The following is an 11,580-nucleotide window of genomic DNA, read 5'->3' on the forward strand; positions in this document are numbered from 1 at the left end:
CCGCCCCCCGCCCCCCCCCCCCGCCGGCAGCCGCCGTCGCTCCAGGGACTCGCCATGCCGCCCCCCCGCGCCTATCATGCGGCCACACCGACAGGAGACCTTCCATGCATGCTTGGCTTTGCACCAACCCGACGGGCGTCGACGCCCTGGCCTGGACCGAACTGCCCACGCCCACGCCGAAGGCGGGCGAGGTGCTGATCGCGATCAAGGCCGCCAGCCTGAACTTTCCCGACCTGCTCATCGTGCAGAACAAGTACCAGATGAAGCCCCCCCTGCCCTTCGTGCCGGGGTCGGAATACGCCGGCGTGGTGGAGGCCGTGGGCGAAGGCGTCACCCACCTGCGCCCCGGGCAGAGCGTGGCCTGCCTCACCGGCACGGGCGGCTTCGGCACCCACGCGGTGGCGCCCGCGGCGCTGTGCATGCCGCTGCCCGAGGGCTTTTCGCACGTGGATGCGGCGGCGTTCATCATGATCTACGCCACCTCGCACCATGCGCTGGTGGACCGGGGGCAGCTCAAGGCCGGCGAGACGGTGCTGGTGCTGGGTGCGGCCGGCGGCGTGGGCACGGCGGCCATCCAGATCGCCAAGAAGATGGGCGCCCGCGTGATCGCGGCCGCCTCCACCGAGGAAAAATGCAAGCTGTGCCTGTCCGTGGGGGCGGACGCCGTCATCAACTACACCGAGGAAAACCTGCGCGAGGCGATCAAGTCGCTGACCGACGGCAAGGGCCCGGACGTGATCTACGACCCGGTGGGTGGCGACTTCACCGAGCCCGCCTTCCGCTCGATCGCCTGGCGCGGGCGCTACCTGGTCGTGGGTTTCGCCTCCGGCCCCATCCCGGCGCTGCCGCTGAATCTGGCGCTGCTCAAGGGCGCCTCGATCGTGGGCGTGTTCTGGGGCGAGTTCTCCAGGCGCGAGCGGCAGGCCAACGCCGCCATGATGGCCGAGTTGGCCGCCTGGTACGGCGAGGGCGCCATCAAGCCCGTGATCGACCGCACCATGCCGATGGCGCAACTACCCGCAGCCTATGCCCACATGGGATCGCGCGGGGTGATGGGCAAGCTGGTCATGGTGAACTGACACTGGCGCCGGCCCGCACCCGCCGGGCCCTTCACCCAGGCCGGTGGTGCGCGGGACCGGCGTTGCACGGATGCCCTGCGGGCGCCTGTTCAAGCGGTGCGCCGTCTGTCACACTCGCGCATCTTTGCCTTTCCGTGCACGCCAGATGGCCGACCGCCCCCCTTCAGAAATCGCGCGAGAAACCCTCAAGCAGCTGGCCGCGCGCCGTTTGGCGCCCACGCCCGACAACTACCAGGCCCTCTACGACGAGATCGCCGGCAACCCCAGCCCCACCGCCTTTCCGGAAGGCCCTCTGCGCCACATCCTGCGCGTGCTGCCCGGACAGACCCCGGCGCAAAAGCGCCTGCTGGGCCTGTTCGAATCCGCCATCGACAACACCGACTGGGCCCAGTTGCAGAGCGTGCTCGTGGGCTACGCCAACCTCGGGCTGGCCAGCGTGGCCGCACCGGCCGCCGCGGCCGCGGAGCCCTCGGCCGCCACGCACCTGCCCGAGGAACTGACCGAGCAGCTCGCCCGCCTGATCGACAACACCCTGCCCGCGCTGGGCGAGGACGATGCCCGCGTGCATGAACTGGCCGCGCAGCTGACCAATTTCCTGCGCCAGCCCTCGCCGCCGATCTCGACCTTCGGCCTGATGCTGAACAACTTCAGCTACCGGCTGTCGTTCGCCACCGAGGACCAGGCCGCCATCCGCGCCAGCCTGCTCGAACTGCTGCACATGCTGTTCGAGAACATCGCCGTGCTGAGCCAGGACGACCGCTGGCTGCAGGGCCAGGTCGAGGCGCTGATGGCCGCCTCCACGCCGCCGCTCACGCTGCGCCGGCTGGACGAGGTGCAGCGGCGCTTGAAAGACGTGATCTTCAAGCAGACGGAGGCCAAGGAGCGCACCGTGCAGGCGCAGGAACAGATGAAGGAGCTGCTGGCCACCTTCATCGAGCGGCTGGTGCAGATCACCGCCTCCAGCAGCACCTACCACGACAAGATGGAGCACTGCGCCGAGCGCATCGGCCAGGCCAACAGCCTGCAGGAGATCACCCCGCTGCTCGAGGAGGTGATGAGCGCCACGCGCGCCATGGCCCTGGACAGCCGGGTGGCGCGCGACGAGCTGCAGGACCTGCGCGCGCGCTCCGATGCGCGCCATGCCGAGATCACCAAGCTGCAGGAAGAGCTGGACCGCGCCAGCGCCCAGGCCCGGCACGACCCGCTCACCGGCTCGCTCAACCGCAAGGGCCTGGACGAGGTGATGGAGCGCGAGATCGCCCGCGCCACGCGCAACGGCTCGCCGCTGTGCGTGGCCCTGCTGGACGTGGACAACTTCAAGCTCATCAACGACCGCCTGGGCCACACGGCCGGCGACGAGGCGCTGGTGCACCTGGCCGGCGTCACGCGCGAGGTGATGCGCCCGCAGGACATGCTGGCGCGCTACGGCGGCGAGGAATTCGTGCTGGTGCTGCCCGACACCGACCTGGACCAGGGCGTGGAAGCCATGAAACGGCTGCAGCGCGAGCTGACCACGCGCTACTTCCTGAAGGACCGCGAGAAGGTGCTCATCACCTTCAGCGCCGGCGTGGCGCAGATGGCCGAGCAGGAGGGCAGCACGGAAGCCATCCGCCGGGCCGACCAGGGCATGTACCTGGCCAAGCGCGCGGGCAAGAACCGCGTGATGGCCGCCTGAGCCCCTCCCGGGCGGCCTTTTCCGAGCGCCCGGCCTGACCGTTTCCGCTCGCGCACTGCAACCCTTCCCATGACGCAAACACCCCTGCTCTCGCGCCGGGCACTGCTGCAACGGGCCGCCTGGGCCGCGGGCGTGGCCGCCTGGCCCCGCTGGGCCGGGGCAGGCACCGCAGCGCTGCGGCACGACCCGTTCACGCTGGGCGTGGCCAGCGGCGACCCCTCGCCCGATGGGATGGTGCTGTGGACGCGCCTCGTGCCCGCCGAACCCGGCGCGTGGAACCGCCCGCTCGCCGTGCGGTGGGAGGTGGCGCACGACGACGCGTTTCGCCGCATCGTGCAGCGCGGCACGGCCACCGCCTTGCCGGAGTTCGCGCACAGCGTGCATGTCGAGCTGCAGGGGCTGGCCCCGGGGCGCTGGTACCACTACCGCTTTCTGCAGGGCGACGCCGTCAGCGCCACCGGCCGCACGCGCACCGCGCCGGCCGCGGGGATGTGGCGCCGGGCCTGCGCATCGCCTTCGCGTCGTGCCAGCGGTGGGAGCACGGCCACTACGCGGCCTGGGCCGACGTGTGCCGCCAGTCGCCCGACCTGGTGCTGTTCCTGGGCGACTACATCTACGAATACGCCAGCCCCAAGGACCCGGCCGGGCTGGCGCGCGTGCACGGCCTGCGCCTGGCGCACACGCTGGCCGACTACCGCGACCGCTACGCGCTGCACAAGAGCGATCCTTCGCTGCAGGCGGCCCACGCGCTGTGCCCCTGGGCCACGACCTGGGACGACCACGAGGTACAGAACGACTACGCCGGCACCCACGGCCGCGGCGACGCCGCCGACTTCCTGGCGATGCGCACGGCGGCATGGCAGGCCTTCTACGAACACACGCCGCTGCGCGCCGCGAGCCTGGCGGCCAGCGGGTTCGGCGCGCTGCAGGTGTACCGCGCGCTGCCCTGGGGGCGGCTGGCGACCATCCACCTGCTGGATGCGCGCCAGTTCCGCGACCGCCAGGCCTGCCGCGCGGAAGGCAGCAGCGGCGCGGGCGCTGTGCGGCCCGGCGACTGCGCCGAACTGCAGGCGCCCGGGCGCAGCTTCCTGGGCACGGCGCAGGAGCGCTGGCTGGATGCCGGCCTGGCCGCCGATGCACGCGGCGGCGGTGTGGGAAGCGCCATCGGCGAGGGCACCCGGTGGAGCGTGATCGCGCAGCAGACGCTGTTCTCGCCGCGCCACTACCCCTCGGGCGTGCAATCGACCGACAGCTGGGACGGCTACCCGGCCGCGCGCCAGCGGCTGCTGCAGTCGGTGGCCCGGCATGCGCCGCGCAACACGGTGCTGCTGGGGGGCGACATCCACCAGAACTACGTCTGCAACGTGATGGCGCCGGCCGACGGGGACGCGCCTGCCGAGTCCTCCGTGGCCCCCACGGCCCGCGTGCTGGCCAGCGAGTTCTGCGGCACCTCGATCAGCTCGCGCTCGGGCACCACGCAGGACAAGGTGGACGCCATCGCCCGCCACAACCCGCACGTGCTGCTGGCACGCTGCGACCTGCGCGGCTGGGGGCTGGCCGAGGTCACGCCCCGGCGCTGGACCACCACGCTGCGCACCGTGGACGACCCGCTGCGGGCCGACAGCGGCGCTTCCACCCTGGCCCGCTTCGTGGTGGAAGACGGTCGCCCCGGGCCCGTGCGCGACCTTTGATTTGCTACAAAATAGATAGCTAAATGCCCTAGTATTGATTGCGCCGGAGGCCAAAAAGACCAAAGGCGTCCAACGCAGGGGCCACCCACGCGCGCCGTTTCGGTAGCGGGGTGTAACACCCGCAGGCCAGGCCTGCACCCCGCATTACCATGGCGCCCACCACACCGGGAGACTCCATGACCCCCAAGCACCTGCCCGCCGCCCGGCTGGCTGCCCTCGCGGCTGCCGCCCTGCTCGCGGCCTGCGGCACCAGCCCCCGCCTGAACTACACGCTGCCCGACCAGCCCGAAGGCGCGTCCGGCTACACCGAGAAGCCCGGCTGGGCGACTCAGAAGTTCGCCGTGGCGGCCGCCAACCCGCTGGCCACCGATGCGGGCTACCAGGTGCTCCAGGCCGGCGGCTCGGCGATCGACGCCGCCATCGCGGTGCAGATGGTGCTGTCGCTGGTCGAGCCGCAATCGAGCGGCATCGGCGGCGGCGCCTTCCTGCTGCACTCGGCGGGCAGCCGGGTCGAGGCCTATGACGGCCGCGAGACGGCGCCGGCCGCCGCCACCGAGAACCTCTTTCTCGGCGCAGACGGCAAGCCCGTGCCCTTCTACGACGGCGTGGTGGGCGGCCGCTCGGTGGGCACGCCCGGCGCGGTGCGCATGCTGGAGCTGGCGCACCAGGAGCACGGCAAGCTGCCGTGGGCATCGCTTTTCCAGCCGGCCATCCAGCTGGCTGAGAACGGCTTCAAGGTGAGCCCGCGCCTGAACACCCTGCTGGCCAACGAAAAGTACCTGGCCCAGGACCCGGCCGCGCGCGCCTACTTCTTCGACGCGGCGGGCCAGCCCTGGCCCGTGGGCCATGTCCTCAGGAACCCCGAACTGGCCGCCGTGCTGAAAGGCATCGCGCGCAACGGCTCCAAGGCGCTGCTGGAGGGTGAAGTGGCGCAGGCCATCGTCGCCAAGGTGCAGGGCCACCCGACCAACCCCGGGCGCCTGGCGCTGGCCGACCTGGCCGGCTACCAGCCCAGGAAGCGCGAGGCGCTGTGCACGGACTACCAGGTGGCCTCCAAGGACTTTCGCCTGTGCGGCTTTCCGCCGCCCAGCTCGGGCGCGATCGCCGTGGGACAGATCCTGGGCATCCTGAAGAACACCGACGCCACCACGATGGCGCTGCAGGAAGGCCCCAAGGGCGCGGGCGACTGGCTGCCCAGTGCCGACTGGCTCTACCTGTACAACGAGGCCTCGCGCCTGGCCTTCGCCGACCGCGGCCTCTACGTGGCCGACCCCGACTTCGTGCAGCCGCCGGGCGGCAGCTGGAGCACCCTGCTCGCCCCCGCCTACCTCGCCCAGCGCGCCCAACTGATCGGCCCACAGAGCATGAAGGTGGCGCAGCCCGGCAACCCCGGCGCGGTCCGCACCAGCCATGCGCCCATGCCCGACCAGATCGAGCACGGCACCAGCCACATCAGCGTCGTCGATGCCTTCGGCAACGCGGTGGCGATGACGACCACCATCGAAGACCAGTTCGGCTCGCGCCAGATGGTCAAGGGCTTCCTGCTGAACAACGAGCTGACCGATTTCAGCTTCGCGCCCAAGGACGCGCAGGGCCAGCCCATCGCCAACCGCGTGGAGCCCGGCAAGCGCCCGCGCTCGTCGATGGCGCCCACGCTGGTGTTCGACAAGCAGACCGGCCAGGTGGTGATGAGCGGCGGCAGCCCGGGCGGCGCGCTCATCATCCACTACACGGCCAAGACGCTCTACGGCATCTTCAACTGGGGGCTGATGCCGCAGCAGGCCATCAACCTGCCCAATTTCGGCTCGCTCAATGGCCCGACGATGCTGGAGGAAAAACGCTTCCCGCCGGCCACGGTGGAGGCGCTGCGTGCCCGCGGCGCCGAGGTGCGCGAGATGAACATGACCAGCGGCCTGCAGGCCATCACCCGCGCCGAGGTGCACGGGCAGCCGATGTGGCTGGGCGGCGCCGACCCGCGCCGCGAAGGCGTGGTGATGGGGGACTGAGCGCCCGCCCCTCAAAAAAAGAGCACCCTGAGGGTGCTCTTGGGCGTTGCGGCCCGGGGCTGGCCGCCGCGCCAGCGCCTACTGCTCGGCGATCACGTCCAGGAACACCAGCGGCTCGGTGCCGGTGTTGGTCAGCCCGTGCGATTCGCCCTTGCGCACGATGGTCACGTCGCCCGGCTTCACGGCCACGTCCACGCCGTCCTTGTCCTTGAAGGTGCCGCGGCCCGAGACGATGACGTAGGTGTCCTCGTTGCTGGTGTGCTTGTGGTAGCCGATGGAGTCACCCGGCTGCAGCGTGAGCCAGCTGATCTCCTTGATGGCCTGGTCCTTGAGCGCCTTGTCGCGGGTGAAGGCGTATTCGCCGGCCAGCGTGCCCTTGCCGCCGCCGGCGCCCTCCTTGTTGGCTTTCAGCAGCGCCTCCTTGGGGTACACCTCGGCCGACGCCGTCGATGCCACTCCCACCAGGGCAAATGCGGCGGCCAGCAGGCGGAACGTTTTTTTTCATGGGTTGTCTCCTTTGGAATGGTCGGATGGCAGCGCGGGCCGCCGCAGCATGCCGCGGCCCGTCCGGTGCCGATGCGATCTTATGCGCGGCCCCGCGCGCACCGCACCGGCCAGCACCCCGGCGGTGCCCTGCGAAGCAGGCTTGGTATCAAAACAGGCCCCAGCGCAATCAACACTAGGGCATATCGCTATTAAAACGATAGCAATCGAATCCCTGCCTCACGCCGGGGCCTGGGCCGGCGCCACGGAGGCGCCCTGGATGCCGTGCCGCTCCAGCGCCGACTGCACGAAGCCGCTGGCCTTGGCCTCCTCCACGAAGGCATGGAGCACGCCCGCCGCGGCCGCGCCCCGGCCCTTGGGCAGCCCCATGGCCTGCTGGATGACCATGAAGCGGCCCGGCAGCAGGCGCAGGCCGCCGCCCAGGCGCTGCGCATCGGCCTGCAGCTGCTGCTTGACGCCCGCGGCCACGTCGGCGCCTTCGGCCAGGAAGGTCTCCACGACGGCGGGCGACGTGGGGGCGCGCACCAGGGTGGCGGCCTTCATCTCGCGGCTCAGATAGAGGTCGTAGGCGCTGCCCTTGCCGACCACCACCCGGTGACCGGGCCGGTCCACGGCCTCGTTGTCGCGCAGCGGCGAGTCCTCGCGCACCAGGTAGCAGCCTTCGATGAGCACGTATGGCGCGGTGAACGCGATGCCGGCGCCGCGCAGCGGGTCCACAGCGAAGAAGCCCACATCGGCCTGCTCCTGCGTGACGGCCTCGACCGATCGGCCGGCCGCATCGAACACGGCGAAGGCGATCGGCACGCCCAGGCGCTCGGCCAGGGCCCGCGCCAGATCGACGGACACGCCGGACGGGTCCGCCCCCGGCGCACCGGCCTTGGCCAAAATGGGGTTGCCCAGGTTGATGGAGGCGCGCAGCACCCCGGTGGGTGCAAAGGCCTGGAGGACGGCGGGATCGATGGACATGCGGCGAAGGACGGGGGGTTGAACGAAGGCCGAGCATCTTCCAGCCGGCGCGCCGTGTAAACCCCCGCGGCCGCCTGGCGACGCAGCGCGTCAGGTGGCGGCGTCCTGCGGCCAGCGCACGGGCGGCAGGGCCTGCAGCGCGGGCCGGGCCAACAGGTAGCCCTGGAACAGGTCGATGCCCAGGCCGCGCAGGGTGTGCAGCTCGGCATCGGTTTCGACGCCTTCGGCCAGGGCCTGCACGCCCAGGTCATGGCACAGGCCCACGATGCCGCGCACGATGGCTTGCCGCACCGGGTGGCGGTCGACGCCGCGCACCAGGGCCATGTCGATCTTCAGCAGATCGGGCTGGAAGTCGGCCAGCAGGTTCAGGCCCGCGTAGCCCGCGCCGAAATCGTCGATCGCGCTCAGGAAGCCGTGGCGGCGGTAGGCGTGCAGGATGCCCTGCAGGTGCGCCTTGTCCAGCAGGTTCTCGCGCTCGGCGATCTCGAAGATGATGCGCTCGGTGGGAAAGCCGCAGCGCTGCGCGGCCTGCAGCGTGGCGCGGATGCAGGCCTCCGGCTGGTACACGGCGTTGGGCAGGAAGTTGATGCTCAGCCGGCAGGGCATGCCCAGCGCCGCGGCCAGTTCCACGGCCTTCACGCGGCAGGCTTGGTCGAAGGCGTAGAGGTTCTGCTCGGTCACCCGATCCAGGATGCTCTGGGCCGAACTGCCGTCCAGCCCCCGCACCAGCGCCTCGTAGGCGTAGACGCTGCGGTCGCGCAGATCGACGATGGGCTGGAACGCCATGGTGAACTCGAAGTCCAGCGCCTGGCCGTCGCGGCAGGCGGCGCAGGCGGGCGAAGAGGCGGTGGCCGAAGAGGCGGCGTGGAGGGAGGCGGGCTGATTCATGACAGCGATGGGCCACGGGCAATGGCGGGGCGGCGATCGAGCCGACAGCTTACGCGCATCTTGCGGCACATCGGTCCCGCGCGCGTCCCGTGACCCACCGGGCCGCGAGGGCTTTGGCGCCCGCGCCGCTCCCTCAGGCGGCCTTGCGCGCACGACTGCGGGGCCCGGCGCACCGCACCGGGCCCCTCGCCGCGCTCTTCTTCTCTCCCCTCTCTCTCTTGGTTCCTGCGGCTGCGCGCCGGCTCTCGGCCGTGTTCGCTCGCTCGTGCTCGTTCACCCGTCACGCCACCACGTGCACCAGTTGCATCATTCCCAGGTCTTCGTGGTCGAGCGCATGGCAGTGCCACACGAACTGGCCATGGAAGTCGGTGAACCGCATGCGGAAGGTGATGCTGCCCATCGGCGGCACCGGCAGCGTGTCGGCCCAGTACGGATCGACCGCCTCGCCGTTGACCCGGACCACATAGCTGTCGTTGACGTGGATGTGGAACGGGTGCGGGTAGCGGTTGAGGTTCTGGATGGTCCACTCCTCCACCGCGCCCAGCGCCACCGTCTGCGTGGCCGTGAGCGACGACTGGAACGGCGACAGCCGGGCCTGCGGCGAGGCGTCGCCGGACGAGAACACGGTGTCGGTGAAGCCGTCGACGCCGTCCGACAGCGGGATGAACCAGCCCTCCCCCGCCGGAATGGGCTGGGCCAGGCGCTCGCTCGTCTTGGGCAGTACGGCCAGCACCAGGCTGCGCTGCTTGCCGCCATGGGCCGCCAGTTCCTCATCGGTGATGGGCAGGTGCTCGGCATAGCGCGGCAGGCGCGCGGGCTGGGGCAGCGGGGTGGACAGCGGCGTGCCCTCCACCACGATGCGCGCGACGATCTCGTCCTGCGCCTCGCTCGACGGCGCCTTGACCGAACGCAGGTAGTACGTGCCAGGCACGTCGCTGGCCTTCACCACGATCGAATGGCGGTTGCCGGGGTACAGCGCGTTGCCGGGCCAGTGGGCGTTGTCGAATTGGTCCGAGGTGGCCGCGTTGATGGGCTTGAAACGGCGGTTGAACACGTTGCCGTCCTTGGCATATGCCCAGAGCGTGTGGCCGTCCAGCACGGGGTTGAACGGGTAGAACGAAGCCGTGTTGACGAAGTGCCACTGCTGCACCTCGCCCGGCCGCATCACGATGGTGGGCTGGTAGGCGCCGTTGAGCAAAAAAGCCCGACGACGCGGTGCGGATGGAGTCGTAGAACGATTCCGTTTTGCCGTCGTCGGTCAGGTTGACCTTGTGCACGTGGATCGCCCGCTCGCGGATGTCCGGCGTGTCGATGAAGGTGTCCTGGGGGTCGTGAATGAGGATGGCGCCGAACATGCCGCTGGAGACCTGCACGTTGGACGACCCGTGCAGATGGGGGTGGTACCAGTAGATGCCGTTGGTGTGGTCGGCCGGGATGGCCACCTCGTGCTGGCGGCTGGCCCCCGGCAGCACGCCGGCCTCGGCCATGTCCACCACGTAGTCGCCGAACACGCCGGGGCGGATCTCCCGCGGATCGACGTGCAGGCCGTGGAAATGCAGGTTGGTGCTGTTCTGGTGGTTGAGGTAGTCCAGCGAGGACTGGCCCTTCACGTTGGCCGGCAGTTCGTTCACCAGCCGGATGCGCAACGTGTCGCCGGGCTGCAGGTGCAGCGTGGGCGCCATGTACTGGCCGTTGAAGCTGCGCAGCGCGGTCTGCACCGTGCGGGCCACGCCCGGATAGGCCGGCGGCTGCGATCCCGCGATGCGCAGCGGCTGCGCACCGTAGCGGGCGAACAGGTCCAGGCTGAGCTGGCCGCCGGACGAGGTCAGCGCGGCGGGCTCGGGCAGCGTGTCCGCCGTGGCGCCGGAGGCGCTGCCGCCGCAGCCGGCCAGCGGGGCGACCACCGTGCCCAGGGAGAGCCCGAACATCCACTGCAGGCTGGCGCGGCGCGTCGGCTCCGGGGTCGAGAAAGAATCGGTCATGGCGGGCCTTCAGGCGAATGCGATGGGATGGGGTCGGACCTGCACGGCGGTGGACGGAAACGCCCCGCAGGCGGACGAGCGGTTGTCGCCCCAGGCGAGCAGCCCGGTGCCCGTGCGCGCCAGCACATGGCCCGATCCGGCCGCCAGTTGCAGCACGCCGCGCAGCGCCGGCACCCTCAGCGGCCTGGCGGAAAAGGCCAGGCCGTCCCGCGCGAGCTGCCCCATGCCGTTCCAGCCCCATGCGAACACGTCGCCCTGGCGCGACAGCGCCACGGTGTAGAACATGCCCGCATCCACCTGCGCCACGGCGAAGCCGGTGCGCACCCGCACGGGCCTGGCGACATAGCGCGCATCGCCGCCGCCCGCCTGCCCGTACTGGTTGGAGCCCCAGGCCCACAGCCCGCCTTGCGCGTCCACCGCGAAGCTGTGCGTGTCGCCCGCGGCCACCTGCACGATGCGCCCGGGCAGGTCCACCCGCACCGGCACGGCGGATTCCTTCAGCGCCCCGTTGCCGAGCTGGCCGGCCGCGTTGGCGCCCCAGGCCCAGACGCGTCCGGCACGGTCCAGCGCCAGCACGTGCGCATGGCCGGGCGCCAGGTGCGCGATGGCACCCAGGCCTTCGATGGCCTGCGGCGCGGATTCGCGCGAGGCCGTCGCGCGGCCCAGTTGCCCATAGCCCGCCATGCCCCAGGAGCGCACCGTGCCGTCGGCCTGCAGCGCGAACGCGGCGGCTTCGGTCTGCGCCACCTGGACCACGGGGGACGGCAGGCCCGACACGCCCACGCGTCG

General features: G+C 71.0%; 9 protein-coding genes and 1 pseudogene. 4 read left to right on the forward strand and 6 right to left on the reverse strand.

Annotated features, from left to right (window positions below):
- Positions 1 to 104 precede the first annotated feature (104 nt).
- From AC27IO_RS14790 to AC27IO_RS14805, 4 genes and pseudogenes are all read left to right on the forward strand, one after another.
- A complete protein-coding gene (locus AC27IO_RS14790) occupies positions 105 to 1,079 on the forward strand; it encodes an NADPH:quinone oxidoreductase family protein (RefSeq protein ID WP_284430207.1) in 975 nt (324 codons plus the stop codon).
- A gap of 145 nt (positions 1,080 to 1,224) precedes the next feature.
- Positions 1,225 to 2,754, forward strand: coding sequence for a GGDEF domain-containing protein (locus AC27IO_RS14795; RefSeq protein WP_284430206.1), 1,530 nt, complete (start codon positions 1,225 to 1,227; stop codon positions 2,752 to 2,754).
- A gap of 69 nt (positions 2,755 to 2,823) precedes the next feature.
- Positions 2,824 to 4,445, forward strand: a pseudogene (locus AC27IO_RS14800) (alkaline phosphatase D family protein).
- A gap of 176 nt (positions 4,446 to 4,621) precedes the next feature.
- Positions 4,622 to 6,451 (forward strand): gamma-glutamyltransferase family protein, encoded by a 1,830-nt coding sequence (locus AC27IO_RS14805; RefSeq protein WP_498739414.1) that lies wholly within the window; start codon positions 4,622 to 4,624, stop codon positions 6,449 to 6,451.
- Between the two features lie 78 nt (positions 6,452 to 6,529).
- Here AC27IO_RS14805 and AC27IO_RS14810 read toward each other — a convergent pair whose 3' ends face one another.
- From AC27IO_RS14810 to AC27IO_RS14835, 6 genes are all read right to left on the reverse strand, one after another.
- Positions 6,530 to 6,913, reverse strand: coding sequence for a cupin domain-containing protein (locus tag AC27IO_RS14810; RefSeq protein WP_498739416.1), 384 nt, complete (start codon positions 6,911 to 6,913; stop codon positions 6,530 to 6,532).
- A 261-nt stretch (positions 6,914 to 7,174) separates the two neighbouring features.
- A complete protein-coding gene (locus AC27IO_RS14815; RefSeq protein WP_498739417.1) occupies positions 7,175 to 7,921 on the reverse strand; it encodes a transporter substrate-binding domain-containing protein in 747 nt (248 codons plus the stop codon).
- A 90-nt stretch (positions 7,922 to 8,011) separates the two neighbouring features.
- Positions 8,012 to 8,809 (reverse strand): EAL domain-containing protein, encoded by a 798-nt coding sequence (locus AC27IO_RS14820; protein WP_284430201.1) that lies wholly within the window; start codon positions 8,807 to 8,809, stop codon positions 8,012 to 8,014.
- Positions 8,810 to 9,089: 280 nt separating this feature from the next.
- Complete coding sequence (locus AC27IO_RS14825; RefSeq protein ID WP_498739422.1) at positions 9,090 to 9,665, reverse strand: multicopper oxidase domain-containing protein; 576 nt, start codon at positions 9,663 to 9,665, stop codon at positions 9,090 to 9,092.
- Entirely contained in the window at positions 9,580 to 10,791 is a 1,212-nt protein-coding gene (locus tag AC27IO_RS14830; protein ID WP_498739419.1) for a multicopper oxidase domain-containing protein, read from the reverse strand. Before AC27IO_RS14830 ends, AC27IO_RS14825 begins: the two co-directional genes overlap by 86 nt.
- Before the next feature lie 9 nt (positions 10,792 to 10,800).
- The coding region (locus AC27IO_RS14835) for an RCC1 domain-containing protein (RefSeq protein WP_498739421.1) at positions 10,801 to 11,580 on the reverse strand (780 nt) is incomplete at its 5' end.

It is taken from the genome of Acidovorax sp. KNOB132 (assembly GCF_057541515.1).

Coding starts and splice junctions, on each gene's coding strand:
- AC27IO_RS14790 (WP_284430207.1), top strand. CDS start 105: ATGCATGCTTGGCTTTGCACCAACCCGACGGGCGTCGACGCCCTGGCC.
- AC27IO_RS14830 (WP_498739419.1), bottom strand. CDS start 10,791: ATGACCGATTCTTTCTCGACCCCGGAGCCGACGCGCCGCGCCAGCCTG.
- AC27IO_RS14805 (WP_498739414.1), top strand. CDS start 4,622: ATGACCCCCAAGCACCTGCCCGCCGCCCGGCTGGCTGCCCTCGCGGCT.
- AC27IO_RS14820 (WP_284430201.1), bottom strand. CDS start 8,809: ATGAATCAGCCCGCCTCCCTCCACGCCGCCTCTTCGGCCACCGCCTCT.
- AC27IO_RS14815 (WP_498739417.1), bottom strand. CDS start 7,921: ATGTCCATCGATCCCGCCGTCCTCCAGGCCTTTGCACCCACCGGGGTG.
- AC27IO_RS14795 (WP_284430206.1), top strand. CDS start 1,225: ATGGCCGACCGCCCCCCTTCAGAAATCGCGCGAGAAACCCTCAAGCAG.